Annotated in this window: 17 protein-coding genes and 1 pseudogene; 6 read left to right on the forward strand and 12 right to left on the reverse strand. The window is 75.1% G+C overall.

Annotated features, from left to right (window positions below; genetic code table 11):
- Nucleotides 1-167: 167 nt before the first annotated feature.
- Nucleotides 168-1592 (reverse strand): family 2B encapsulin nanocompartment shell protein, encoded by a 1425-nt coding sequence (locus IF43_RS0110965; protein ID WP_030197542.1) that lies wholly within the window; start codon nucleotides 1590-1592, stop codon nucleotides 168-170.
- Nucleotides 1593-1959: 367 nt separating this feature from the next.
- On the opposite strand from IF43_RS0110965, the gene IF43_RS0110970 reads away from it, so the two are divergent.
- The 5 genes from IF43_RS0110970 (at nucleotide 1960) to IF43_RS0110990 (ending at nucleotide 10023) form a co-directional block, all read left to right on the forward strand.
- The gene (locus IF43_RS0110970; protein ID WP_030197545.1) at nucleotides 1960-2742 is read left to right on the forward strand and encodes an SDR family oxidoreductase; all 783 of its coding nucleotides are present in this window, start codon (nucleotides 1960-1962) and stop codon (nucleotides 2740-2742) included.
- Nucleotides 2743-2816: 74 nt separating this feature from the next.
- Nucleotides 2817-5411 carry a bifunctional FO biosynthesis protein CofGH gene (locus IF43_RS0110975; protein ID WP_030197548.1) on the forward strand — a complete coding sequence of 865 codons (2595 nt, stop codon included), beginning with the start codon at nucleotides 2817-2819 and terminating at the stop codon, nucleotides 5409-5411.
- Between the two features lie 386 nt (nucleotides 5412-5797).
- Nucleotides 5798-6925: an ADP-ribosylglycohydrolase family protein gene (locus IF43_RS0110980; protein ID WP_030197552.1), complete on the forward strand. Its 1128-nt coding sequence runs from the start codon at nucleotides 5798-5800 to the stop codon at nucleotides 6923-6925.
- A gap of 492 nt (nucleotides 6926-7417) precedes the next feature.
- Complete coding sequence (locus IF43_RS0110985) at nucleotides 7418-8317, forward strand: discoidin domain-containing protein (RefSeq protein WP_051795097.1); 900 nt, start codon at nucleotides 7418-7420, stop codon at nucleotides 8315-8317.
- Nucleotides 8318-8508: 191 nt separating this feature from the next.
- Entirely contained in the window at nucleotides 8509-10023 is a 1515-nt protein-coding gene (locus tag IF43_RS0110990; RefSeq protein WP_030197558.1) for a DUF2079 domain-containing protein, read from the forward strand.
- Nucleotides 10024-10202: 179 nt separating this feature from the next.
- On the opposite strand, the gene IF43_RS0110995 is transcribed toward IF43_RS0110990, so the two are convergent.
- The gene (locus tag IF43_RS0110995; RefSeq protein WP_051795099.1) at nucleotides 10203-10910 is read right to left on the reverse strand and encodes a peptidylprolyl isomerase; all 708 of its coding nucleotides are present in this window, start codon (nucleotides 10908-10910) and stop codon (nucleotides 10203-10205) included.
- Between the two features lie 196 nt (nucleotides 10911-11106).
- Nucleotides 11107-12822 carry a BTAD domain-containing putative transcriptional regulator gene (locus IF43_RS0111000; RefSeq protein ID WP_030197565.1) on the reverse strand — a complete coding sequence of 572 codons (1716 nt, stop codon included), beginning with the start codon at nucleotides 12820-12822 and terminating at the stop codon, nucleotides 11107-11109.
- Between the two features lie 320 nt (nucleotides 12823-13142).
- Between IF43_RS0111000 and IF43_RS0111005 the strand changes: the two genes are divergently transcribed.
- The gene (locus tag IF43_RS0111005) at nucleotides 13143-14003 is read left to right on the forward strand and encodes a TIGR03619 family F420-dependent LLM class oxidoreductase (protein WP_030197567.1); all 861 of its coding nucleotides are present in this window, start codon (nucleotides 13143-13145) and stop codon (nucleotides 14001-14003) included.
- Between the two features lie 117 nt (nucleotides 14004-14120).
- On the opposite strand, the gene IF43_RS37945 is transcribed toward IF43_RS0111005, so the two are convergent.
- The 9 genes and pseudogenes from IF43_RS37945 to IF43_RS0111050 form a co-directional block, all read right to left on the reverse strand.
- Entirely contained in the window at nucleotides 14121-16679 is a 2559-nt protein-coding gene (locus tag IF43_RS37945; RefSeq protein WP_051795103.1) for an FG-GAP-like repeat-containing protein, read from the reverse strand.
- Nucleotides 16680-17107: 428 nt separating this feature from the next.
- Nucleotides 17108-17608: pseudogene (locus IF43_RS0111015) on the reverse strand (phage tail protein); the annotation flags it as partial.
- Nucleotides 17605-19692: a putative baseplate assembly protein gene (locus IF43_RS0111020; RefSeq protein ID WP_030197576.1), complete on the reverse strand. Its 2088-nt coding sequence runs from the start codon at nucleotides 19690-19692 to the stop codon at nucleotides 17605-17607. The gene IF43_RS0111020 and the pseudogene IF43_RS0111015, both read right to left, overlap by 4 nt.
- A complete protein-coding gene (locus tag IF43_RS0111025) occupies nucleotides 19689-20141 on the reverse strand; it encodes a GPW/gp25 family protein (protein ID WP_030197579.1) in 453 nt (150 codons plus the stop codon). Before IF43_RS0111025 ends, IF43_RS0111020 begins: the two co-directional genes overlap by 4 nt.
- Before the next feature lie 6 nt (nucleotides 20142-20147).
- The gene (locus IF43_RS0111030; protein WP_030197583.1) at nucleotides 20148-20429 is read right to left on the reverse strand and encodes a PAAR domain-containing protein; all 282 of its coding nucleotides are present in this window, start codon (nucleotides 20427-20429) and stop codon (nucleotides 20148-20150) included.
- Nucleotides 20430-20549: 120 nt separating this feature from the next.
- Complete coding sequence (locus tag IF43_RS0111035) at nucleotides 20550-22406, reverse strand: VgrG-related protein (protein ID WP_030197585.1); 1857 nt, start codon at nucleotides 22404-22406, stop codon at nucleotides 20550-20552.
- Entirely contained in the window at nucleotides 22396-23352 is a 957-nt protein-coding gene (locus IF43_RS0111040; RefSeq protein WP_078910071.1) for a LysM peptidoglycan-binding domain-containing protein, read from the reverse strand. The genes IF43_RS0111035 and IF43_RS0111040 overlap by 11 nt, the downstream gene beginning before the upstream one ends.
- 34 nt (nucleotides 23353-23386) lie before the next feature.
- Entirely contained in the window at nucleotides 23387-23812 is a 426-nt protein-coding gene (locus IF43_RS0111045) for a phage tail protein (RefSeq protein ID WP_030197589.1), read from the reverse strand.
- Between the two features lie 56 nt (nucleotides 23813-23868).
- A complete protein-coding gene (locus tag IF43_RS0111050; protein ID WP_030197590.1) occupies nucleotides 23869-24690 on the reverse strand; it encodes a hypothetical protein in 822 nt (273 codons plus the stop codon).
- Between the last annotated feature and the right edge of the window lie 1219 nt (nucleotides 24691-25909).

Below are 25909 nucleotides of genomic sequence, written 5' to 3' on the forward strand. Positions count from 1 at the left end.
GCCCCCGGCCGACGCCGGGCCCCGGGCTCGCGTCCGGGCCCCGGGCTCGCGTCCGGGCCCCGGGCTTGCGTCCGGGCCCCGGGCTCGCGTCCGGGGCCCGGCCCGGGCACACCCGGCCGGCCCGGGGGTCGACCGGGCTGTCGTGACCGTGGGGCGGGGCAGGTCCTCTAATCGTGCCGACGGGCGATCTGCACGTTCTCCAACACGCCGAGCGCGTCCGGCACAAGGATGGCCGCGGAGTAGTAGGTGGTGACGAGGTACGAGATGATCGACCGCTCGTCGATGCCCATGAAGCGGACCGACAGCCCGGGTTCGTACTCCTCCGGCAGGCCCGTCTGGCGCAGGCCGATGACGCCCTGGTTGTCCTCGCCGGTACGCATGGCGAGGATGGAGCTGGTGTTCTCCTTGCTGATGGGGATCTTGTTGCACGGCAGGATCGGCACGCCGCGCCAGGCCGGCACCGCCTGCCCGCCTACGTCCACGTGGTCGGGGTACAGGCCGCGGGCGTTGAGCTCCCGCCCGATCGCCGCGATGGTCCTCGGGTGGGCGAGGAAGAGCTTCGTCCCGCGGCGGCGGCAGAGCAGCTCGTCGAGGTCGTCCGGGGTGGGCGGGCCCGAGTGGGGCTGGATGCGCTGCTTGAAGTCGGCGTTGTGGAGCAGGCCGAACTCGCGGTTGTTGACGAGCTCGTGCTCCTGGCGCTCGCGCAGGGCCTCGATCGTGAGGCGCAGCTGTTCCTCGGTCTGGTTCATCGGGCCGTTGTAGAGGTCGGCGACCCGGGTGTGGACCTTGAGGATGGTCTGGGCGACGGAGAGCTCGTACTCGCGCGGGTGGGCCTCGTAGTCGACGAAGGCGCCGGGGAGTTCGGCCTCGCCGACGTGACCGGCGGACATCGCGATCTCGGCCTCGCCGTGCCGGTTCTGGCGCTGCTGCGGGAGGGTGCTGAACGTGCGGATGTGCTCCTGGAGGTGCGGCGACTGGGCCATGACGGCGGCGAAGTCGGCGCGGGTGAGGGTGAGGAGCGTGCCGGAGGTCTCGGCGGTGGCGGTGTAGTCCCAGGTCGCGTCGCCGTCGAGGAGGGCGTTCTCGCCGAAGCGGTCGCCGTCGGCGAGGACGGAGACCGCGACCTCGTCGCCGTACTTGCCCGTCGTGGTCTGGCTGATGCGGCCGTGGGCGAGGAGGTGGATGCGGTCGGCGGGGGTGCCGCGCTCGGCCAGCACCTCGCCGGCGCGGAAGTCGCGCTGGACGCAGCGGCCGGCGAGGGCGGTCAGGACGTCCTCGTCGTCGTAGCCGCGGAGGAGGGCGAGTTCCCCGAGTTCGCGGGGGATCACGCGGACCGCGGCGCCGTCCTGGACGAAGTCGATGCGGCCGTCGCCGACGGTGTAGGACAGGCGGCGGTTCACCCGGTACGCACCGCCCTTGGTCTCCACCCACGGGAGCATCCTGAGCAGCCAGCGGGAGGTGATCTCCTGCATCTGCGGGGCGGACTTGGTGGTGGTGGCGAGGTTGCGGGCGGCTGCGGTGCCGAGGCTGGTCTGCGGGCGCGGCTGCGCCGCCTGCGTGGGCGTCGGCTCCGGGGTGGTGTCGACGGTCATCGGGTGAGGCTCCTTCGTCGGGGGCGGCGGGGCACGGGCACGCGCACGGGCACACGGGTGCCTTCGCGCGTCGCGGTGAAAGAAGAAAAAGAGGTGAGATACCCGGGCATTCCGTTCAGATCCGGGAGCACACTAAGCGCCCGCGCCCCCTGCGAGCGCCTGGAAGCCGGTCGGATTACCTCGATACGGTGATCTTGAGGCGGACCGCGTTTGCGGCGCTGATCAGCGACATTTCAGCCGGGGCGGCGGTATCCGGCCGGAGCCGTCCACCGGAGGCCACCCCGGTCACGCCCCTTCCCTCCGCGCAGCCCGCACCCTAATCTGACGAACCATCAGACACGGGTCCGGTGCCGGGAGGCGACTGCGCATGCTGCTGCAAGGGAAGACCGTGATCGTCTCCGGCGTGGGCGCCGGGCTCGGGCACCAGGTCGCGGCGACGGTCGTCCGGGACGGCGGCAACGCGGTGCTGGGCGCCCGTACGGAGGCCAACCTCGCCAAGTCCGCCGCCGAGATCGACCCCGACGGCCGCCACACCGCACACCGCCCGACGGACATCACGGACGAGGCGCAGTGCGAGGCGCTCGCGGCGCTCGCGACCGAGCGGTTCGGCGGGATCGACGCGGTGGTGCACGTGGCCGCCTGGGACTCTTACTTCGGCGGGCTGCAGGACGCGGACTTCGGCACCTGGCAGCAGGTCCTGGACGTGAACCTGCTCGGCACGCTCCGCATGACCCGGGCCTGCCTGCCCGCCCTGAAGGAGCGGGGCGGATCGGTCGTGATCATCGGGACGCAGTCCGCCGTGGCCGCGCCCTCGCAGGTGCAGCAGGCCGCGTACGCCGCCTCGAAGGGCGCGTTGACCTCCGCCATGTACTCGATGGCCCGCGAGCTCGGCCCGCACCGGATCCGGGTGAACACGGTGCTGCCCGGCTGGATGTGGGGCCCGCCGGTCCAGGCGTACGTCACCTTCACCGCGCACGGCGAGGGCGTGCCGGAGGCGGCGGTGCTGGAGCGGCTGACCTCGCGCATGGCCCTGCCGGAGCTCGCCACGGACGGGGACGTCGCGGACGCGGCCGCCTTCCTCGCCTCCGACCGGGCGCGGGCCATCACGGGGCAGTCGCTGCTCGTGAACGCGGGCGAGCTGATGAGGTGACCGGCGGGGGACGGCCGGGCGGCGGGCCGGGAACGGGGGCACGGGCCGCGATCACTGGATCGTATGCTCCTCAGATGACCACCGATGTGCCGCAGCCCCCCACCGCCAACGCCATGCGCCGGGCCCTCAAGAGGGCCCGCGACGGCGTCGCGCTCGACCTCGCCGAGGCCGCCGTGCTGCTCCAGGCGCGCGGGGCGGACCTCGACGACCTGACCGCCTCCGCCGCCCGCGTGCGCGACGCGGGGCTGGCGGCCGCCGGGCGCCCCGGGGTCATCACGTACTCGAAGAGCGTCTTCATCCCGCTCACCCGGCTCTGCCGCGACAAGTGCCACTACTGCACCTTCGCCACCGTGCCCGGCAAGCTCCGGCGCGAGGGCCACGGGATGTTCATGTCCCCGGACGAGGTGCTGGACGTGGCGCGCAAGGGGGCCGCGGCCGGGTGCAAGGAGGCGCTCATCACCCTCGGGGACAAGCCCGAGGACCGGTGGCCCGAGGCCCGCGAGTGGCTCGACGCGCACGGCTACGACGACACCCTGGCGTACGTGCGGGCGATGTCGATCCGCATCCTCGAGGAGACCGGCCTGCTGCCGCACCTCAACCCGGGGGTCATGAGCTGGTCCGACTTCCAGCGCCTGAAGCCCGTCGCGCCCAGCATGGGGATGATGCTGGAGACCACCGCCACCCGCCTGTGGTCCGAGCCGGGCATGCCCCACTACGGCTCCCCCGACAAGGAGCCCGCCGTGCGGCTGCGGGTGCTGGAGGACGCGGGCCGGTCGTCGGTGCCGTTCACGTCCGGGCTGCTCATCGGGATCGGGGAGACGTACGAGGAACGCGCCGACTCCCTGTTCGCGCTGCGCCGCGTCGCCCGCGCGTACCACGGCATCCAGGAACTGATCGTCCAGAACTTCCGCGCCAAGCCCGACACCGCCATGCGCGGCATGCCGGACGCCGAGCTGGACGACCTGGTGGCGACGGTGGCCGTGGCCCGGCACATCATGGGGCCGTCCGCCTGCCTCCAGGCGCCGCCCAACCTCGTCGAGGACGAGTACGCGCGGCTCATCGGGGCCGGGATCGACGACTGGGGCGGGGTCTCCCCCCTCACCATCGACCACGTCAACCCCGAGCGGCCGTGGCCGCAGATCGAGCGGCTGGCGCAGGAGTCCGCCGCGGCCGGCTTCGAGCTGCGCGAACGGCTCTGCGTGTACCCGGAGTTCGTGCAGCGCGGCGAACCCTGGCTGGACCCCCGCCTGCTGCCGCACGTACGGGCGCTCGCCGACCCGGAGACCGGGCTGGCGCGGCCGGACGCCGTGGTCGAGGGCCGTCCGTGGCAGGAGCCCGACGAGGTGTTCGCCGCGAGCGGGCGCACCGATCTGCACCGCACCATCGACAGCGAGGGGCGCACCGGGGACCGGCGGGCCGACTTCGACGCCGTGTACGGGGACTGGGAGGCGCTGCGCGAGGCGGCGGCGCCCGGCATGGCCCCCGAACGGATCGAAACCGACGTGCGGCAGGCGCTGCGGCAGGCCGCCGACGACCCGACCGGGCTGAGCGACGCCGAGGCGCTGGCGCTGCTGCACGCGGACGGGCCCGCCCTCGACGCCCTCACCCGCATCGCCGACGACCTACGCCGGTCGGTGGTCGGCGAGGACGTCACGTACATCGTGACCCGGAACATCAACTTCACGAACGTCTGCTACACCGGCTGCCGCTTCTGCGCCTTCGCGCAGCGCCGCACGGACGCCGACGCGTACACCCTGTCGCTGGAGCAGGTCGCCGAACGGGCCGCGCAGGCCTGGGAGGTGGGGGCGGTCGAGGTGTGCATGCAGGGCGGCATCCACCCGGACCTGCCCGGCACGGCGTACTTCGACATCGCACGGGCGGTCAAGGAGCGGGTGCCGGGCATGCACGTGCACGCCTTCTCGCCGATGGAGGTCGTCAACGGGGCGACCCGCACCGGAATGTCCGTGCGGGACTGGCTGTCGGCGGCCAAGGAGGCGGGGCTGGACTCGATCCCCGGCACCGCGGCGGAGATCCTCGACGACGAGGTGCGGTGGGTGCTCACCAAGGGCAAGCTGCCGGCCGCCGACTGGATGGAGGTCGTGTCGACCGCCCACGAGCTGGGCATCCGGTCGTCGTCCACGATGATGTACGGCCACGTCGACCAGCCCCGGCACTGGCTCGGGCACTTCCGCACGCTGGCCCGGATGCAGCGGGAGGCGCTGGAGAAGGGGGTGGAGGGCTTCACGGAGTTCGTGACCCTGCCCTTCATCCACACCAACGCGCCCGTCTACCTGGCGGGGATCTCCCGGCCGGGGCCGACGGTGCGCGACAACCGGGCGGTGACGGCGATGGCGCGGCTGCTGCTGCACCCGCACATCCCCAACATCCAGACGAGCTGGGTGAAGCTGGGCGCGGAGGGGGCCGCCGAGATGCTGCGCTCGGGCGCGAACGACCTGGGCGGCACCCTGATGGAGGAGACCATCTCGCGGATGGCGGGGTCGAGCTACGGCTCGTACAAGTCCGTCCGGGACCTGGAGGCCGTCGCGGCGGCGGCGGGCCGTCCCGTGCGGGCGCGCACGACGCTGTACGGGGAGGTGCCGGAGGAGCGGCTGCGGGCGGCCGCGGCCTCGGACGGGCACCTGCCGGAGCTGCTGCCGGTGCTGGAGTAGCGGGGCTCGGGGTGTGTCGTCCCTTGGGAGCGCGGCTGGGGATGGGGCCAGGGCGGAAGAAACGACCTTGAACGGAACATGGCCGAAAGAGACAGGCCGGATGACGACCAGCGGCAAAGCATGCCACTAGGGCGAAACGCGCCTCCCGGGCCGCCGACCGGTGCGGACGCGCCCGACCGCGGCGCCGCCGGCCGGACCGCCGCCGCGTACGGGGGACGAACCCGACTCCGGAAGTCCCGCCGAGGCGGCCCGCGGATGGCTGGAGTTCGCATTCCAGCCGTTCTCCGCTCACCTTCGCGCCTCGTGGCCCACCGCGTCCGGATTCGATCGACTCTGTCCGTTACAGTGCCGACCCAGATCCAGGGGGGATCCAGAGGGGGGGTTCCGTGAGCTCAGCGACAGTGACGACGCCCGTGTGGGGCCGGACCGAGCAGCAGGACTTCCGCAGCCGGGTCCGCGGCGCCCTGCTCGGCGGGGCCATCGGCGACGCCCTCGGCGCACCCGTGGCCGGCCTCTCCCTCGTCGGCATCCGCGAGAAGCACGGCCTGGAGGGCCTGACCGAGCTCGCCCCCGCCTACGGGCGGCGCGGCAGCGTCACGTCCCCGACCCAGCTGACCCTGTTCACCGTGGACGGCCTGATACGGGCCCACGTGCGCCGCGACACGGGCGCCTGGCACCCGCCCACCGACGTCCACCGCGCGTACCTGCGCTGGGCGGCCACCCAGCACGACTGGGGCCCCGACGAACGCCGCAAGGACAACGGCTGGCTCGCCCGCGAGGAGTGGCTGTACGCCCGCCGCGGCCCCGACCGGGCCTGCATGACCGGGTTCGGCGACGAGATCCTCGGCACCCTCGAGAAGCCGAAGAACCCCACCGCGCGGGACGCGGGAGCGACCGGCCGTTCGGCGCCGTTCGGGCTGCTGGTCGGATGGGAGCCCGCGCTGGTGCTCCAACTCGCCGTGGAGTGCGCCGCGCAGAGCCACGGCCACCCCACCGCCTACCTGTCGGCGGGCGCGTTCGCCGTGATCGTGCACGGGCTGACCCGGGGCGACGGCCTCGACGCCGCCGTGCAGCGGGCACTCGGCATGCTCGGCGGCCGGCCCGGCCACCAGCCGGTCACCGACGCCCTGCAGCGCGCCCTGGGTGCCGTACGGCAGGGGCTGCCCTCCCCGAAGCTCGTCGAGTCCCTGTCCCCCGGCGACGGCCGGGACGCCGAGGACGCGCTCGCGGTGGCGGTGTACTGCGCCCTGGTCGCCGAGGACCTGCGCCACGGCCTGCGGCTGGCGGTCAACCACGGCGGCGACTCCACGGCCACGGGCGCCCTGTGCGGCGCCCTGCTGGGCGCCCTGCACGGCGAGACGGCCCTGCCGCCGGCCTGGCTGGCCGAACTGGAGGGTCGGGCGACGATCCTGGAGCTGGCCGACGACTTCGCGATGGAGATGACCCAGGGCCCGGCCCTGCACGGCCCGACCGTGACCTCCACCGGCTGGCTGGCCCGCTACCCGCGCTCCTGAGGATCACGACAGCCTCCGTCCCCGGCCCCCCGCCCCCGCCCCCGGCCCCGGCCTGCACGGTGACCCGAAAGGGCAAGGGAACCCCGGACCTCGGCTGCCCTTACGGGCATGGCCCGGAAGGGCCGCGGGGCGGAGCATGAACCCCGGAAGAGGGGTGAGCGAGGCGTGGTCAACTGCGCGGTGTGCGGGCACCGGTGCGAGCCGGGGGAGCAGTTCTGCGGGAACTGCGGGGCGTTCGTCGGGGACGAGGCCCCCGGCGCGGCAGCGACGGGCACGGGAAGCAGTACGGACAACAGCGCCCCGGCCCCCACCACAGCCCTATCCCCATCCCCAGCCACCACCTCAGCCCCACCCCCCACCCCGAAGCCCGCCTCCGCCGCGCGACCCGCCCCCGCGGTACCGGTCCCGCCCCCACCCGCGATCCCCCCGTCCGTACCGGCACCTCCGCCACCCTCGGTGCCGCCGTCCGTACCCCCCTCGGTACCGCCCGGCGTGCCCGCCCAGACCGCCCCGCCCGCCGGCCAGGGCCCCGTACCGCGGTCACCGGCCCCGCCCGCCGGGCGCGACCCGGTACGGGCGGTCCAGCCCACCGCCGAACCGCACCGGGGCCCGGCCGTCCGGGTCCGGGACGAGCCCGACGAGCCGCCGCCCCAGGCGGGCGACCTCGTGTGCGGCCAGTGCGGGGCGGGCAACGTCCCCACCCGCCGCTTCTGCCGCCGCTGCGGCTCCTCGCTGCAGGACGCCCGCGTCGCGCCCCGACCGCCCTGGTGGAAGCGGCTGTTCACCCGCCGCCCGAAGGCGGCGCCGGTGGCCGGCGAACGCCCGCGCCAGCGCCGGTGGCGGCGCCCCTCCTGCCTGCTGCCACTCGCCCTGCTCGTCGTCCTGGCCGGCGCCGGGTACGCCCTGCGCGGCCAGGTCCCGGGGGCCGTGGAGTCCGTACGGGACCGGATCGGCAAGGCCGAACAGGTACACGCGGTACGGCTGACCGCCTCCAGTTCCGGGGCCGGGCACGCGGCCGCCCTGGCCGTCGACGGCACCACGGACAAGTACTGGGCGCCGGCCGCGACGGGGGACGCGCACGGGCAGTTCCTGGAGGTGGAGTTCCCGGGACCCGTGCGGCTCCTCGACGTGGTCGTCCATCCGGGGATCTCACCCGTGGCGGAGAAGTTCCTCACCCAGGCCCGGCCGGCCGCGCTGCTGGTGACGGTCACCGCCGAGGACGGGCGCGTGACGCGGAAGACGGTCCGGGTGCCGGACGAGCCCGGTCCGCACCGCTTCCGCGTGCCGGTGTCCGACGCCGTGCGGGTGCGGGTCACCATCGAGTCCGCGGCGGGCGCCGCGCCGGGCCGCCATGTGGCCGTCGCGGAACTGGAGTTCTTCAAGCGGGCCTAGGATTCCGCGGTCGGCGCGAGCGGCCCCTGCGCGCCCCGGGCGCCCGGGGCGTGCCGGACCGGCACGAGCGGCGCGGTCCGCCCGGTCCCCCGCCCCCAGCCACCCGCCGACGTGCGCCATTCGACGGAATCTGCCCGGCCGGGGGCCAACTCCGGCGGCGTCCCGCAAGGTTGCTGGCATCTTGGGGAGCCATGCACGCACCCACCGGCGACGCCCCCGCCACGCTCCCCCCGCAGCAGACCGGCACCGCGGCACAGCCCGCGCCGGAGCCCGCGGCGCGAGCCCGTCCCGGGACCACGTGGTGGATCTGGGCCATGGCCGCGGCGCTGTTCCTCGGCTACTCGATCCTCTCCCTCTCCGTCCACGAACGCCTGCTCTCCCGCAGCTTCGACCTGGGGATCTTCGTTCAGGTCGTGCGCTCGTACGCGGCCTGGCACCTGCCCGTCTCCGAGGTCAAGGGCCCCGACTTCCCCGTCCTGGGCGACCACTTCTCCCCCGTCCTGGCCCTGCTCGCGCCCCTGTACTGGCTGTGGCCCTCGGTCAAGATGCTGCTCGTGGCGCAGGCCGCACTGGTCGCCGGGAGCATGGTCCCCCTGGCGTTCTGGGCGCGCCGCGCACTGGGCGCCCCGGCCGCCGCGGTCGTCGGCATCTGCTACGGCCTGTCGTGGGGGCTCGCGAGCGGCGTCGAGTCCGACTTCCACGAGTGGGCCTTCGCCCTTCCGCTGCTCACGCTCTCCCTCACGGCACTGAGCGCCGGCCGACTGCGGGCCGCCGCGGCCTGGGCCCTTCCCCTGGTGCTGGTGAAGGAGGACATGGGCCTGACCGTGGCCGCCATCGGCGTGGTCATCGCCTGGCAGGGCGGCCGCGGCAACCGCCGGACCGGACTGCTCACCGCGGCGGCCGGGGTGCTCGCCGTGGCCCTCTCGCTGCTGGTGCTCAGCTCCTTCCATCCGGGCGGCTTCGAGGGCTACTTCGGATCCCACAACCCGGGCAGCGGCGCCCCGGCCGGGCCGCAGGACGCGGCCGGCGGCGGCCTGCCGGCCCTGCTGGAGCGGGTGACGATCGGCCTCGTCGAGCCCCGCGAGAAGGTCACCACCCTCATCCTGATCTTCGCGCCCACGCTCTTCCTGGCCCTGCGCTCGCCGCTGGCCCTGGTCCTGGTGCCGTCCGTGCTGTGGCGCCTGGCCTCCAACTACCCGCCGCACTGGGGCACCGGCTACCACTACTCCCTGCTGGTGATGCCGATCGTCTTCGTGGCCTTCGTCGACGCCCTGCACCGGCGTGGCACCAGCGGCCGCAGCCTGTACCGGTACCTGGCGGGCTGCGCGGGGGTCACCCTCCTGCTGCTGCCGCACTTCCCCTTCTGGCAGCTGGTCAAGGCGGACACGTGGCGCAACCACCCGCGCACCGCGGTGGCCCACCAGGTGATGGCCGAGATCCCGGACGACGCCACCGTCCAGGCGTCGCACTACCTGGTGCCCCACCTCGCCGACCGGACGAGCGTCAGCCTCTACGGCTGGGGGGACAGCCGCCCCAACCCGGAATGGATCATGGTGGACACCGAGGTGGCGCCGCAGTGGCGGTGGCCGATGTCGGTGGTGCAGGAGTCGTACGCCCTCGAGGACGCCCGCGCCCACGGCTACCGCACCGTGGTGGAACGCGACGGCTTCGTCCTGCTGAGCCGTACGGCCGCCCGTACCGGCTGACCCTTCCGCCGGTACCGGCGGGGGCTCCCGCCGGTACCGGACACACGAACACGGGTGCCACGCGCCGCGAGCGGCGACGTGGCACCCGTGTTCCGTGCAGGGGGCGGGGGCGGGCCGGGGCAGGGCCGGGGCCGCGGGCCGGGGCAGGGCCGGGCCAGGGCCAGGACCGGGGGACGGGGTCAGGCGGGCAGGACCTGCACCGTGAACGACTTGATGACGACCGGCTCCTTGGGCCTGCCGTCGGTCGATCCGTTCGCCGTGCCCTTCTCCGCGATCTTCCGCAGCACGTCCAGCCCGTCGATGACGTTCCCGAACGGGGTCCACTGGGGCGGCATCCGCAGCGTGGGATCGCCGTAGGTGAGGAAGAACTGGCCGCCGTTGCGCCCCGGCTGGGCCTTGGAGACGGCCACGGTGCCGGTCGGATAGGCGGCCCCGGACAGATTCTCGTCCGGATACGAATAACCGGGGTCGGAGGTGCCTTCGCCGGCCGGGTCGCCGCATTCCAGTACGAAGATCCCCTGGGTGGTGAGGCGGTGGCATTTACTGCCGTCGAAGTACTTCTTTCCGGCGAGGAAGGAGAACGAATTGGTGGTGCACGGCGCCTGCGTGGTCAGCGCCTGGATCGTGATGGTCCCCGCGCTGGTGACCAGGCTGTACATGACGGGCCGGCGGGCGGTGACGGTGTCGAAGGTGGGCACGCCCACGGACTTGGTGGCACTGCCGGTCGGCGTGTAGGTGCAGGTGGGGGCGGATTTGGCATCGGTTGCGGTGCTGTCCGTCAGAGCGACCGCCGTCCAGGCGAGGGCGGCGCAGGTGGCGGCCCCCGCGACCACGAAGGCCGCCGTCCGGGCCCCGCGCCGTCCGCCGGAATCCTTCCCGCTGGTCATACTCATACGTGCCTCGAATTCGTGAGCGGGCGTGTACGACGCGGTGAGCGTATCCAGTGGCACACCGGACGCCGGACGCCACACGCCGGGCGCCCGGACGGGAAGTCGCCGGAAATCAAGGTGTGTTAAGCGCCTTTTCCGTACGCGCCGGACACTCCCCCGCCCACCCCCGCACGCCGGAATTCGGGGCTGGAATTCAGGCCGGGTCCGGGGCCGAGAGGGTGGCGAGGATACGGGCGTGCCGCCGCTCGGCGTGCCGGGCCGCGACGGGGTCACCGGCCCGCAGGTGGGCGGCGATGAGCAGCCGCCAGACCGCGTCCTGGAACGGGTCGACCGACAGCGCGTACGAGGCCGCCGTCACCGCCGCCGCGGCGCGGTCCCGGCCGAGCTCCACCTCGGCCAGTACGTGCGCGGCCCGCACCGCCTGGGCGCGGTACCGCTCGCGGATCGGCACCACCCATTCCGCGGGCCCGTCCTCCGGGAGGAGCTCGCCCGTGTAGACGGCCAGGGCCTGCTGGAGGGCGGTGCCGGCCCGGTCCGCGTCGGAGCACGCGGCCGCCCGCAGCCCCTCCGCGAGGGCGGCCTCGAAGCGCTGCACGTCGCTGCTGCCGTCCGGGGCCAGCACCAGCATGTACGCCTCGCCCTGGCGCACCAGCACCTGCGCCCGCCCGCGGTCCGTGCCCGGTTCCAGGAAGGTCCGCAGCGCCGACACGGCGACCTGCAGACCGCGCCCTGCGGTGCGGGCCGGGCTCTCGGGCCACAGGGCGGCCATGAGCTCCTCGCGGTGCACGGGGCGTCCGGCGTGCACCGACAGCAGTCGGGCCAGCGTCCGGACCCGGGGCCGGGTCGCGGACCAGTCCAGGGCCTGTCCGCCCACCGTGGCCTCGTAGCGCCGGAAGCAGCGCACGGACAACGGCCCCCAGGCGGGCACCACACCTGCACCAGCACCACCACCGGCGGGGGACCCGCCTCCGGATCCGACCTCGACCCCGGCCCCGAACCCGAATCCGGCCCCGGCCCTGACCCCCGCCCCGGCCCCGTGCTCACCTTCCGGCCGACGTCCGCCGCCCGGCCCGTACCCGCCCGCGGGCCCGTCTGCCGCGCCGCGTCCCGCCCCGTCGGGCCCGTCGGCGGCCGGGGCGGGGGCGCGGTGGGCGGCCGGGTTCCGGCGGCGGGCGGTGTGGGCGCGCAGCAGCGGGACGTCCACCATCCCGTACTCCTCGGCGGCCTCCGGCCCGGTGGGCGCGCAGCCGGGCGGCAGCGCGCCGAGCACCTCGCGGTCCAGGTACGTCCGCAGGGCCCCCGAGTCCAGCGGGTCCCGCCCCGCCAGCACCAGCGGGGCGCTCAGTCTCAGCACGGCCGGCCAGCCCCCGGTCAGCTCCGCGAGGTCGGGGCCGGCGTCGGGGAAGGCGCGGGCGATCTCGGCCTCGCCGAGGCGCAGTTCGCGGGCGGTGAGGACGCAGGTGTCGGCCAGTTCGGCGCGCGCGAGGTTGAGGGCGGGCATCCGCCGGCCGGCCAGGACCAGCCTCAGGTTGGCGGGGGCGAGCAGGGCCAGCTCCTCCAGCACCTGCTCGGCGGGGCTGCCGTGGACCAGGTGCACGTCGTCGACGAGGAGGAGGACCGGGTCGGCGTGGCGTTCGACGGCGAGCAGCACGGCCTCCACCGTCACCCCGCCGTCCTGTTCGGCCGGGCCGGCCGCCGGGGGGATGTGCAGCCGCCGGCCGAGGCGGCCGAGCAGGACGGGGGCACCACGCGTGTCGCGGCTGGGGTGCCAGTGCAGCACCTTGCCCTCGAAGGCGGCCGCGGCCTGGGTGAGGACGGTGGTCTTCCCGTAGCCCGCCGGCGCCACCAGAAGTGCCAGCGGTCCGGGCCCGCCGATCAGTCCGGGCACGATTCGGTCCCGCACGGTCATGAAATGCTCCCCCCTGCACCCGAGCAGGACAAGGATCGGTGCTCACTCTCCGCAATGAACGAGTTACTGCTTACCGAATCGCGGCCTGGCTGGCAACATCCGTGCCCCCCTCGGCATTTGACCGCGGGGGCCTTAGGTTGAGTGCCGCACTCGACGATGTTCGGCGCAGGCCGACCGGGACGGACCGGTGACCGACCGGAGACGGTTCGAAGTGCGTCCGTTTCCGACCGTCCGGAGCGGTCGGACCCGGTAGGACGTGGCCGGGTGAAAGCCGGTGGCGTTTGATGACGTTCGACGACGTTCGACGGAGGTGTCAGCACATGCGGATCGCCGTGACGATCTTCCTGACGGACCGGACCCCTTCTCCCGTACGGCTCGCGCGCGAGCTGGAACGGCGCGGGTTCCACGGCCTGTATCTCCCGGAGCACACCCACATCCCCGTCAGCCGCGACACGCCCGCGCCGATGGGCGGGGACCTGCCCGAGCAGTACGGGCGCACCCTCGACCCGCTCGTCGCGCTCGGCCAGGCCGCCGCGGTCACCGAGCGCCTCGCCCTCGGTACGGGCATCACGCTGGTCGCGCAGCACGACCCGATCGACCTGGCCAAGGGCGTCGCGACGCTGGACCACCTCTCGGGCGGCCGCTTCACGCTCGGCATCGGATACGGCTGGAACCGCGAGGAGGCCGCCGACCACGGGGTGGAGTGGTCGACCCGGCGCGGGCTCGTGCGCGACCGGATGGCGCTGATGCGGGCCCTGTGGGCCCCTGAACCGATGCCGTACGACGGCGAGTTCGGGTCGGTACGGGCCAGCTCGGCGCACCCCAAGCCGGCCCAGGCGCCGCGCGACCTGGGCGGCGGCCGGGCGCTGCACGGGCCGCGCACGCTGCTGGGCGGGTCGGCCGGGCCGAAGCTGTTCGCGCACATCGCGGAGTTCACCGACGGCTGGATGCCGATCGGCGGGCGGGGCCTGACCGAGAGCCTGCCGGTGCTGCGCGGGGCGTGGGAGGAGGCCGGCCGGGACCCGAAGACCCTCCAGGTGGTCCCGTACGCCATCCACCCCTCGCGCGGGAAGCTCGACCACTACGCGGAGCTGGGCATCGAGGAGGTGGTGGCGCAGCTGCCGTCGGCGGACGAGCCGGAGGTGCTGCGCGCCCTGGACGGGCTGGCCGAGTTCCTCTGAGGGGCGGGCGACCGCCGGGGCGGGCCGCCCGCCCCGGCGCCGGCCGCCTCGCCCGGCGCCGGCCCCGCGAGCGGGGCGGCACCGGACGACCGGTTCTGCTTCGACGCCAGGGTCCGGCTAGTACAGGCCGGCGTAGATCTGCCAGCCCGTGGCGATCTTCACGGGTGCGCCGAGCTTGAAGCCGACGCCGGTCAGGGTGCCGGGGATGCGCCAGATGGCGCCGGAGGTGTCACGGGCGAGGAGGTCGCCCTTGTTGTCGCCGTTCATGTCACCGGCCGCGACCACGGCGTTGTACGTCGCGCCCCACTTCGCGCCGACGTAGTCCGGGGTGCCGAACCTGCCGCCGCCGGTCCCGAACATGATCCACGCGTTGTTGTACGTGTCCTGCACGAACAGGTCGCCGTTGCCGTCGCCGTTGAGGTCGCCCGCGCCGACCATCCGCTTGTAGTGCTTGTACACGCCGGGGATCTGCACGCGCGGGGCGAACACACCGGTGCTGGTGCGGGCGTACACGTACAGGTAGCCGTTGGCGGGGTTGCGGGCGATCAGGTCGGCCCGGCCGTCGCCGGTGACGTCACCGGGCGAGGTCAGGACGTCGTAGACGTTCCAGCCCCCGCCGATGAGCTTGTTCGTGGTGCCCGGCGTGGCCGTCTTGCCGCAGGCCGGGGTGTAACGGCGCAGCTCGCCTGCCTTGTTGCGCACGACGAGGTCGTTGCAGCGGTCGCCGTTCATGTCCTTCATGGGCACGGGCAGGGTGCCGGCGGGCCAGCCGTAGCCGGTGGCCGTGCCCTTGAAGGCACCCGTGGCGCGGTCGCCGTAGATGGAGCGCAGTCCGCCGTTGGTGGTCAGGACGAGCGCGTCACCGGTGCCGTCGGGGGAGCCGGTGGCGCTGCCGTAGTCGCGGAAGAGGGCGCCGCCGCCGGTGACGGTGGCGGAGCCCGAGGCCAGGTTCACGGTGGCGGTCTCGCCCGCGGCGACGCCCGTGAGGGCCCACTTCACCGGGCCGTTGGGGGTGACGGCGCCGTCGGTGGTGCGGCCGGTCCAGGCCGGCGCGACGGTCTGCGAGGCCGCGGCGCCCCGCGCACTGGTCAGGGTGCGCAGCACCTTGCCGTCCGTGCCGGTGACGGTCAGCGTCCAGGAGGACACCGGGCGGTTGAGCTGCCACACCGGCGTCCAGGCCTTGCTGGTGCTGGTGGTGCCGGCCAGCGCGATCGTCGCGGGGACGGTCGCGGACGCCACGGCCAGCGGCGGCACGTAGGCGGTGGTGAACGAGTGGAAGAGGCGCGGGTCGGAGTCGCTGCGGGCGCCGGCCCACACCGCGCTGCCCCGGCCCCCGGCACCCACCGCGACCTGCGGAACGGCGTACTGCGTGCCAGAGTTCTGGATGACGGCGGACGTGGTCCAGGTGTCGTCGCTGCGGCCGGCCGACCACACGTAGCGGCTGGTTCCGGCGGCGTTGTCCTGGGTCCAGAGCACCCGGATGCTGCCGTCCTTGCCGATGGCGGCGTCGAACTGCTCGGGCACGTACTGGGTGGAGAGGGTCTTCACGGCCGTCCAGGCGCCGGTGGCCTTGGCGCGAGTGGCCGTACGGGTGCCGAAGCCGCCCGCGGCGTCGACCCACACCAGCGTCAGGTCGCCGTCGGGCTCGATCAGCGGCTCCGGGGTCTCGGTGAGGCTGTCGCCCACCGGGAGGGGCTTGCCCGTGCTCCAGCCGGCGGCCGACGCGTCGGGCGTGGTGGCCGTGTGCACCACGGGGGCGGCGCCCTCCTCGGCCCGCTCCGTCCAGGTCAGCCCGACGGACCCGTCGGTGCCCGCGGCCAGCCGCGGCGGGCCGCTCACCGTGGCGGCGGCCACGACCGGCTTCGGCGCGGACCACGCGGTGGCGCCGGCGGTGCGGGTCACCGTACGGATGCTGGGGTCCGCGCCCCCGGAACCCTCCTGGCGGTAGGCGATCACCGCGGTGCCCTTGGCGTCGAAGGCGGCCTCGGGCGCGGTGGCCCGCTGGCCGTCCGCCTCCGCCGCGCTGACCTGGACCGGCTCGGACCAGGTGCCGTCGGTGCCGCGCAGCGCGGACCACACCTCCCACTGCGACGAGTCGACGGCCCGGTCCGCCCAGACGGCCAGGACCCGGCCGTCGGCGGCGGCCGCGGTGTCCAGGTCGAGCACGTACCGGTTCCGGTCCGCGCCGAGCACGGGCTGGGGCGCCGACCAGGTGTAGGAGCCGGTGAGGGTGGCGCTCATGATGCGGCCGGCGGTCTTGCCGTCCTCGCCCGGGTCGGTGTTCTCCGGGAACTCCGTCCAGGTCGCGACGACCTTGTCGTCGCCCGCGACCGCGAGGGAGGCGTCGCCGACCTCGGTGGGGGTGGTGGCGAGCAGCTTCGCCGGTCCCGTGTAGTAGCCCTGGCCGGCGGGCATCGCCTCGGCGAAGAGCTTGCGCTCGGGGTCGTTGACCGAGGCCCTCTGGTTCCAGAGGGCGACCGTCGTGCCGTTGCCGGTGATGACCAGGTCCTGCGGGTGGGTCAGGGCCGAGGCGAGCGTCTTGGTGTCCACCCAGGGCCCCAGGCCCGCCGCGGCGGCCGGCTGCCCCGCGAGGACGGGCGCGGCACCGGCGACGGCGGCCAGGGCCACCAGCGTGGCCAGCGAACGCCGGGAACGGACGGTGAAGGAGCGGCGCATGGTCTCCCCGTGACTGGATTCGATCGGTTTCGCAAAGGAGACACGCCGGAGCCCCGCACGGTTGTACGAGCGGGCCCCGTTTTTTTCGCGTGGGCGGGCGCGGGCTGCGCGTCGGTGGAACCGGCGTGGACCCGGGCCCGGTGACGGGGAGGGTGCCCTGGTGCGGGCCGCGTTCCTCCCTGCGGGTCTCGCGGGAGCGGGAGGGGGGATTCGTGCTACCGGCCGCGGGGGTCGGGAGGGCCTTCGGAGGCACGCGGGTCGACGGGCCGCGAGGAGTCCGGCGGGCCCGGCCGGGACGGGGGCGCGGAGTCCGGCGGTCCCGGCTCGGACGGGAGCGAGGAGTCCGGCGGGCCCGGCTCGGACGGGGGCGCGGGGGACGGCGGGCCCGGCTGGGAGGGGAGCGCGAGAGGCGGCGGGTCGGTGCGGACGACCTCGACGCGGAAGGGCAGGTGGACCGGGCGGGCGCCCGCCACGTACGCCGCCACGGCCGCCGCGTCCACGGCGTCCGGGTCGGGCACCCGCAGCCGCACCGTGACGCCCGGCGCCGCCGCGCCCGGCAGCGGCGTGCGGGCGGTGGCCGACCAGGTCGTGGCCCCGCTCTCCTCGATCTCCGGGAGCGCTCCGAAGGCCGCCCGTACCCCCTCCGCCAGGCCCGCCGCCGTCCCGCGCCGGGCGTGCGCCAGCACCGTGCCGGGCGCGGCCGTCCCCTCGGCACCCACCCAGGCGCCGAGCAGGGCCGCGAAGTCGGCCGGGGCCAACCGCGGGTCGAAGTAGGCGGCGAGGTTGTCGAGGACCGTCAGGATCGGGGCGAGCACCTCGTCGAGGCCCTCGGTGATGCGCTGGGCGTTGTCGTCCTCCGCGTACACGGCGGGCAGTTGCGGGCCCAGCGGGTAGCGCGAGGGCAGCCCGGGGACCAGCCGCCGGCTCACCGGGAGCCTCCGATGCGGCCGCCGCTGACACGGACCTGGTGGTCGTACGAGAACACCAGCGAGCCCGCGTCCAGCACGATCCGCTCAGCCATCGCCTGCCGCTGGTGCGTCTCCAGGTCCGCCGGGAACAGCCGCACCCGTTCCACCGCCTCCACCCCCGGCACCCGCTGGAGCAGTGCGAACACCTCCCCGCCGTGCACGGCCCGCCCGAACGGCCAGCCCCGCCCGTCCGGCCCGCCCGTCAGCGGGTGCAGGTACCCGTACAGCGCGCCGAGCGCGTCCCGCTGCAGCCCGGCCTGGGTCACCCCGGGCACCGCCACCAGATCGGCCACCACCGTCACCCCCTGGTAGTACGGGGGCTCCACCACCAGCCGCGTCCCCAGCATCCGCCGGGCGTCCAGGTGCCCGCCGACCCGGGCCAGCAGCTCCTCGGGGCAGGCCAGCCGGTGGAACTCCAGCCGCCCCTCGCCGCCGGCGTCGTCCTCGGCCGCCGGCACCAGCAGCACCCGCACCCCGCCGCCGCCCGCGTCCACGCACCGCACCCGCGCCACCTCCGGCGCCGCCTGCCGGGTCAGGTACTCGTAGTCCTCGGCCGTCACCGCCCGCTCGCGGGTGCGCAGCGCGAGCGCCCCCCGCAGCCGGGCGTCCGCGACGTCCTCGCCGTCCACACCGCCGCCCGCCGGCCGCCGGTTCTCCACCCGGGCGATGTACGGGATGGAGCTGCGCAGCACGCACAGCGCCCGGCGGGCCACGTTGCCGCGCCGCCCGCCGCCCGCGAGGTACGAGCGGACCCGTACCGGCACCCCCTTCGGCGGCACGGCCCCGTACTGGCGCAGCCGCCCGTCGGGCTCCCGTACGGCCGGCCCGAACGCGACCTCCCCGGTGGCCCGGTCGAGGCGGACGTGGCGGTCCTGCGGGCCGGACTCGGCGAAGTGCCCGACCTCGCTCCACGCCTCCCAGTCGCCGCCCGGACCGGCCGTCTCGACCACGAACGGCGGCCCGCCGGCCGCCACCGGCGCCCGGTCGAGCACGAACTCCTGCCCGGGCACCCCCTCGGAGACGCCCAGCAGCTCCTCGCCGAGCCGTTCGGCGTGCACGGCGGGAGCCGTGCCGCCGATGGTGAACGCCTCGGCCGCCAGCAGCTCGGGGGTCGCCGAGTACGCCCGCTGCCCCGCCGCCGTGTCCTGGACGACGCAGCGCAGCCAGCCGCCCCGCGTACGGGCCTCCGCGGAGGCCGTGTGCGCGGGCGGGAGCTGCACCAGCACGTCGCCCGGCCGGTTGAAGCCGCCGGTGCCGTCGCGGTCCACCTCGCACCGCGTCCACTCCTCGCCCGTCCACGCCTCCCAGGCCAGCGGCGGGTGCTCGGGGTCGATGCCGTGACCGGCGACGGGGAAGTCCAACCGCAGCGCCACCACGCAGGACGGCGCGGGCCGCGACAGGCCGAACAGCAGCGCGTCCCCCGGGCGGGGCACGGGCTGGAAGCACGGCACCCCACGCCCGTCCGCCAGCTCCGCACGCCGGTCGGTCGCGGGACGCGCGGGGGCGGCGGGCGCCGGCAGGGCACCGTGCGACGCGCCCTGTGCGCCTGCCGCGCCCGGTGCGCCTGCCGGGCTTGGTGCGCCCCCGCCCGCCGGGAGCCGGGCGCCCGCCCCCGGCGGATCGGCGGCGCGCGTCGCCACCACGGCCAGCTCCACCGGCACGATGTCCAGTTCGCGGACCGTCGAGAACACCACCGCCTCGTCGGTCTCGGTACGGCGGGTGGCCACCTCCGTCCCCTCCCGCACGCGCACCGCGTCCGCCTGCGGCGCCGACAGCCAGAACGTGACGTCCGTACGGGCCGCCGCCGGCGGGTGCAGCTGGAGGCCGATCAGGTCGAGGAAGGCCAGGTGGTTCTTGTCCGGCACCCGGTTGAGCCGGTAGATCAGCTGGTCCGTCATGTGCGCGAACGCCTCGATGAGCGTGACCCCGGGATCGGACACGTTGTGGTCGCTCCACTCGGGGCAGCGCTGCTGCACCATCCGCTTGGCCTCGTCCACGAGGTCCTGGAAGCGGCGGTCGTCCAGGTTGGGCCGCGGCAGGCTCATCCCGCGCCCCCGCCCTGCGCCCCGCCGGCCCGCTCCCCGCCGTCGTCGGGTGCGTCGTGACCGGGGATCACATAGAAGGGGAACACCAGGTTCCGCGGGTCGTTGCTGCCCCGCGGCGCGTACCGGATGTCGATGTACAGGGTGCCCTCGTCACCCGCGTCGAACGTCACCGTCACGTCCACCAGGTCGATCCGCGGCTCCCACCGCTCCAGCGACAGCCGCACCTCGTACGCGATCTGCGCGGCGGTCGCCGCGTCCGCCGGGGCGAAGACGAAGTCGTGGATCGCGCACCCGAACTGCGGGCGCATCGGCCGCTCCCCGGGCGCCGTACCGAGGATCAGCCGCATGCTCTCCTCGATCTCCACGTCCCCGCCCACCAGCGCGACCGCCCCCGTGGCGTCCGTACGGACAGGGAAGGCCCAGCCGGAGCCGATGAACTGCTCGGCCACCGCCCCTCACCCACCGATCAGTACGGTCGGCGCGCCCGTCACGATCGGCGCGCCGCAGGCCGCCAGGTCACCCATGCGGGCCGCCGGCATGCCGCCGATCAGGACCGTCGGGCAGCCGGGCGGGGCGATCACCGAGGGCGGGTGCACCGCCGGGGGCGGGAAGGAGCAGACGTGCGGGGTCGACACGACGGCCGCGGGCATGCCGCAGATGAGGACCGTGGGGACGCCGGGCGGTCCGATCACCCCCGGGTGCCCGGTGGGGTCGCCGACGCGTGCGGCAGGCGGCATCTCGTACCACTCCTCTGTGCGATGCGGATCGTGCGTGTCTGCGGGTCGTGCATGTCTGCCGGTCGTGCATGTCTGCGGTCGGGGGTCTGCGGGGTCGGGCCGGTCTGCGGGTCGGGTGGGTCAGTTGATGCGTACGAGGGCCGCGCTGATCGAGCAGCTGGCCCCGCCCTTGATCTCGGTGCTCGCCTGGCCGTTGACACCGACCGTGGCGCCCTTGACGTCGACCTGGCCGCTGGTCTTGAGGTTCAGCGCGCCGCTGCCGCCGTCCACCTCCACCCCGGTCTTCGCGGTCACGGACACGGACTGGCCGGTGAGTTCGAGCTTCCCGGTGCCGGCGTCCACGCTGATGCCCGACTCGGCCTTCACGGTGACCTTCTCCTTGGCGGTGATCTCCACCGTGCCGTCGCTGTGCACGGTGACGCTCGTCGCCTTCTGGTCCAGGTGCAGCGTCAACGTGCCGTCACCGCTGGCCAGCCGTACGCCCTTGGGCCCGTTCGCGGCGTCCAGCAGCTCCAGCCGGTTCCCCGTACGGGACACCAGCGAACGGCGGTTGGTCCGCCCGCTGGTGGAGTCGACCAGCGGCCCCTCGTGCGCGGAGGGCTTGTCCTGGCCGTTGTAGAGGCCGCCGATGACGTACGGGTGGTCCACGCGGCCCTGCTCGAACCCGACCAGCACCTCGTCGCCCACCTCGGGCCCGAACACCCCGCCGCCGCCCTTGCCGCCGGCGTCCGCGGTACGGGCCCAGTCGCTCACGTACTCCCCCGACAGCCAGGGGAACGCGAGCTTCACCCGGCCCCGCCCCTCCGGGTCACGGGTGTCGGTGACGGTGGCGTTGACCAGCCCGCCGACCCGGTCCTGCTGCGCCGGACCGCCGGAGGCGCCCGACGCCAGCCCGTACAGCGAGCGGTTGGAGCGGCCGCCGACCGTCAGCCACGTCTGGTAGCCGGTGTCGGGGTCGAAGACGTGCCGGCTCGCGGAGACCGTGTACTTGCCCTCGAAGGGCCTGCCGACGTTGGCGAGGGTCACCGCCACGCCAGCCCGCAGCTGCGGGATGCCCATGGCCACCGCGTCCAGCTCCGCGAAGCTCGCCGCCAGGTCCGCCGCCAGCGCCTTCGCCGCCTGGTCGGCCTCGGCCTGGGTGCCGTACGGGGTGTCCGTCGCCAGGAACACCGCCTGCCCGAACGGCTGCGCCGCCTGCCCCGGCGTCATGCCCAGCTCCAGCCGGTCGCTCGTCCCGGCCGGCGCCCGCCCGACCACCGCCGCCTTGGCCTGCACGTCCCAGCCCCGCACCTCGACCTGCTGCACCTGGTCGGCGGCGGTCACCGACGCCTGGCAGCGCAGCAGGTTCCGGCCGAACTCCAGCACGTAGGGGCTGGCCTGCGGCCGCGTCGACGTGGCCGGTGCCCGCTCCGCCTTCGCCGGGTCCCGGAAGTGGAACTTCCCGTCCGACACGGAGACCTCGGCACCCGCGAGATCGGCCAGCCGGTGCAGGAACTCCCAGTCCGTCACCCCCGGCTGGGCCAGGTGCTCGTACACGGTCGTCGTCGCGTCCACCCGCCCGACGGGCAGCCCCGCCCGCCGCGCCACCTGCACGGCGATGTCGGAGGCCGTCATCTGCCGGTACCCGGCGACCCGCCGGCCGCGGAAGAAGCGGTGCGCGTGGTCCAGGCCGCGGACCACCGTGAAGGTGCCGGTGGCGTCGAGGTCGATCTCGACCGCGGTCACCTCGCCGGAGACCAGCAGCAGCCGCTGCGGATCGTCGCCCGCGCGCGCGTACAGCTTCATCGGCGTGCCGACGGTGATGCCGGCCTTCTCCAGCACCTGGTGGTGCGGATCGCGGAAGCGGACCACGAACAGGTCCGGCAGCTGGGTGCTGTCGTCCACGTACGCGGACACGACCAGCTCGGCCAGCGGGGCGGGCAGCGGCTGCCCGTTCACCTCCACGGCCAGGGTGTTCGCGAAGCTCTCACCGGCCATCGGCGGGCCCTCCCCACGGCTGGCGGCCCCGTCCCTGGTCCGGGATCAGTCCCGGTCCTGGTCCTGGCCCGGGTCCTGGCCCCGGTCCTTGGGCTCGGGCTTGGCCTTGGGCTTGGGCTATGGCTTGTCCCCGGCCCTGCCCCTGCCGCCGCGCCTCGCGGAGGTCCGCCAGCTCCTCGGCCGCGGGCAGCAGCAGCTCCCGCCCCGGGGCCAGGCGCATCGGGTCGTCGATGCCGTTCGCCTCGGCGATGTCCCGCCACGCGGCCGGGTCCCCGTACTCGTTCCAGGCCAGCAGCGCCAGCGTGTCCCCGGTGACCACGCGGTGCACGCGGCGGGCGGCCAGGGCGCCGGAGGTCGGGTTCTGGCCCGGCATCGGGCCCGCGATCTCCTCCAGGGTGACCTGGCAGGTGGCCCGGATCGGCATGCCACCGGGCGTGAACAGGCTGTACTTGACCTGCACCTGGCTCACGTACCCCACGAACCCCGTCAGACCGCCCCAGTGGAAGATCACCCACGGGGGCACGCCCTGCTGCTTCTGGTGCGTCTGCTCGGTCGGCACGCAGCAGGACAGCAGCTCCTCGACGGACTTCACCACGCGGTCGTCCTGCGTACCGGTCGCGTCGAAGAACATCTCCAACGTCAGCTTCGCCGGCCCCGCGCCCTTGAACTCCGCCGGCCCCGCCTTCTTCGCCCCCTTGGCCGTCTTGCGCTCCCACTTGGCCGACTTGGCGAGGGTCAGCTCCTTGGGGTTGAACTGGAAGTCGATCCGGCCCATGCGCGGCCCGGGGGTCGTCGTCCCCCCGTCGGCGGGGGGCTGGCGCAGCTCCAGGTACGCCCGCTCCAGCTTGGGGCGCGATCCGCCGGCACCGTTGCCGTTCGGGTCCTTGGACGGCGGGGCGGCGGGCGCACCGGAGGCGATGAACGCTACGGGCTGGGTCGGCGGCATGGCTCCTGGGTCTCCTGACGGGGGCGGACGGGGGCTACTTGAGGAAGCCGTGGTGCGCGATCTCCAGGGTCTCGGTGGCGACCTTGGGGGTCTCGGGGTTGAGCTGGGGCCCGGTCCACCGCACCGGCACGACGTCCATGAGGCTCCACCGGGCCACCACGGTGCCCTCCACCGTCATGGCACTGATGTGGGCGGTCTTCCGGGCGACGCCGTTGACCATCCCGGAGAGCCAGGCGGTGACCTTCTCGGTGTCCTGGGTCACGGGGCGGGTGAGCTTGATGTTGGAGTACTTGATGCGGGTCGGGAGCTGCCAGACGTAGCCGTTGTTGCCGCCCTCCTCGCGCTGCTCCATCACGACCTCGCAGCCGAGACCCTCGCAGCTGTTGAACGCACCGAGGTTGATGTTGTCGATCTCGACCATGAAGCAGACGCTCACGGCGGGGTCGGTGTCCTTGGCCACGGGGTGCCTTTCGCGTGGGGTGGGGTGGGCTGGGGTGGGTGGGGGTCGGCTTCGGGTCAGTGGCGGGGGTCGATACGGACTCCCGCGCGCTCGCGGTCGAGACGGAGCTCGGCCCGTAGCAGGCGGCTGAGCGGGCCGATGAGGCGGCGTACGAGCTCGTCGGTGGACTCCTTGGGCGGTGGGCCGGCGGCCGCCGCACCGGAGGCCGCGGGTCCGGGCCCGCCGGCGGGCGCGGCGGCGGGCGCGGCGCCGGCCGGCTCGGGCGGCGACCCGCCCGGCTCCGGCTCCCGCTGGACGGCGGGCGGGGTCCACACGGCGGGAACGGCGGAGCCGACCACACCCCCATCGCCGGGCCCTCCGCCCTCACCGGCCGGGGAGTCGGCCTCCCGCGCGCGCTGCACGACCGGACCGGCCCCCACCGGGAGACCTCCACCAGCTCCCACCGGGTAAGCCGCCGTCCCGGACGGCAAGCCGGGTCCGGACGGGAAGCCGGGCCCCGACGGCAGGCCGGATCCGGGTCCGGACGCGGCCCCCGACCCGCCGATCCCGCCCGACCCTCCGAACAGCGCACCACCCGCCCCGCCACCGGACGGGCCGGCCTGCGCACCGGTCGCGGCAGCGGACCGGCCGTCGCCCCACGTCACCGGCACGACGACCGGCTCGGGGTCCACCGCCCCCGCCCCGGCCATCCCGTCACCGGCCGGGGCGGGGGCGGACCAGAGCTCCAACGGCCGCTCGCCGACCAACGACGCCACGGGCACGTCACCGGCCTCGGGCACGAGGGGGAGGGCCCGCTGCAGCGGTACGGCCGCCACCACGGGCAGCCCGGCCGTCCCCGACCCGCCTCCCGCGCCGCCGGCCCGCGCCTCCCGCTGCACGGCACCGGCGCCCCCACCGCCAGCGGCACCCGCCGGGCCGACCGGAGCCGGACCCCCACCCGAGTCGAAACCCGAACCCGATGCCGGAGCCGGAGCCGACGGCACAGACGTCGGAGCCGGAGCCGGAGCCGACGGCACAGACGTCGGAGCCCCGGCAGCCGCCACGGCCGGCGGACCCGCCGCACTCCGCTGGACCGACGCCGGAACGGCCGGAATCGGGGCGCCCAGTCCCAGCCGCCGCGTCCGCTGCACCGGCTGCACGGGCCCTGCGTCGCCCCGCGCGTCCCTTGGCCCCCGCTGCCCGGACCCGGGCCGTACCGACCCCTCGCCGAGGCGCTGGACCCCGGTGACCGGCGCCCCCGCCCCCACCCCCGGCAGCCCCTCCGCACCCGACCCCGCCGAGGTCTCCGAGAGCGGCCGCTCCCCGACGAGGGGCCGCACTTCGCCGCCCTCGAACGCACCGCCGTCCGTACCCGCGTCCACACCTACGGGAACCGCGTCCGAGCCCCTGGACCCGGCCGCCCCGTCACCCGGCGTCCCCTCCCCGAGGCTCCCACCGACCGCCGCCGCGTCAGCCCCCGACCCGGGGCCCGGACCGGACGCACCCCCGACACCGACTCCGCCGTTCCCGGCTCCGCTCCCGCTGGGAGTCCCGCTGCCGTACCCGACCTCGCGCTGCACCACACCGGGCCCGCCCGGGGGTGCGTACGCCCCGTCGTCGGCCGCGCCACCTGCCCGGTCGGCGGCGGCCCGCACCGGCGGGGTCCCGCCCCCGCGCTGCTCGACCGACCGCTGCACCGGCGGCGGGGGGGCCGTCCCGAGGCTGCCGAGCGAGGTCGGCCCCGGTCCCCCCGGCTCCGACCACTCCCCCACCAGCGGCCGCAGCTCGCCGGTCGGCTGCTCCACTGCGGGCAGCCGTGCCTCCCCGGCCGACCGGTCCCCGGCCGGCGGCGAGACCCCTGTGGGCGCCTGGTCCCCGGCGAGCAGCGGGGCCCCGGCCGACGACGCCTGTTCCCCACCGAGCGGCGATGCCTCCTCCGGCACCTGCCCTCCCACGAGCGGTCGCACCGCCACCGGCTCATGGCCGTCCGGCACCGCCCCACCCTCCGGAGTCCGCTGCACACCGAAGTCCTGTCCCTCTCTCAGGGATCTCCCCGGGTCCGGCCCCGACCCCTCTCCGGGCCCCGCAACCGCACCCACCCCCTCCACCCGGGCACGC

Origin of the sequence: Streptomyces sp. NRRL S-87, assembly GCF_000719335.1 — a bacterium.
Lineage (GTDB): Bacteria > Actinomycetota > Actinomycetes > Streptomycetales > Streptomycetaceae > Streptomyces.

Excerpts from the sequence above, each read along its gene's own strand:
- IF43_RS0110965 (WP_030197542.1), bottom strand. The coding sequence starts at position 1,592 with ATGACCGTCGACACCACCCCGGAGCCGACGCCCACGCAGGCGGCGCAG.
- IF43_RS0110970 (WP_030197545.1), top strand. The coding sequence starts at position 1,960 with ATGCTGCTGCAAGGGAAGACCGTGATCGTCTCCGGCGTGGGCGCCGGG.
- IF43_RS0110975 (WP_030197548.1), top strand. The coding sequence starts at position 2,817 with ATGACCACCGATGTGCCGCAGCCCCCCACCGCCAACGCCATGCGCCGG.
- IF43_RS0110990 (WP_030197558.1), top strand. The coding sequence starts at position 8,509 with ATGCACGCACCCACCGGCGACGCCCCCGCCACGCTCCCCCCGCAGCAG.
- IF43_RS0110995 (WP_051795099.1), bottom strand. The coding sequence starts at position 10,910 with ATGACCAGCGGGAAGGATTCCGGCGGACGGCGCGGGGCCCGGACGGCG.
- IF43_RS0111000 (WP_030197565.1), bottom strand. The coding sequence starts at position 12,822 with ATGACCGTGCGGGACCGAATCGTGCCCGGACTGATCGGCGGGCCCGGA.
- IF43_RS0111005 (WP_030197567.1), top strand. The coding sequence starts at position 13,143 with ATGCGGATCGCCGTGACGATCTTCCTGACGGACCGGACCCCTTCTCCC.
- IF43_RS37945 (WP_051795103.1), bottom strand. The coding sequence starts at position 16,679 with ATGCGCCGCTCCTTCACCGTCCGTTCCCGGCGTTCGCTGGCCACGCTG.
- IF43_RS0111020 (WP_030197576.1), bottom strand. The coding sequence starts at position 19,692 with ATGAGCCTGCCGCGGCCCAACCTGGACGACCGCCGCTTCCAGGACCTC.
- IF43_RS0111030 (WP_030197583.1), bottom strand. The coding sequence starts at position 20,429 with ATGCCGCCTGCCGCACGCGTCGGCGACCCCACCGGGCACCCGGGGGTG.
- IF43_RS0111035 (WP_030197585.1), bottom strand. The coding sequence starts at position 22,406 with ATGGCCGGTGAGAGCTTCGCGAACACCCTGGCCGTGGAGGTGAACGGG.
- IF43_RS0111040 (WP_078910071.1), bottom strand. The coding sequence starts at position 23,352 with ATGCCGCCGACCCAGCCCGTAGCGTTCATCGCCTCCGGTGCGCCCGCC.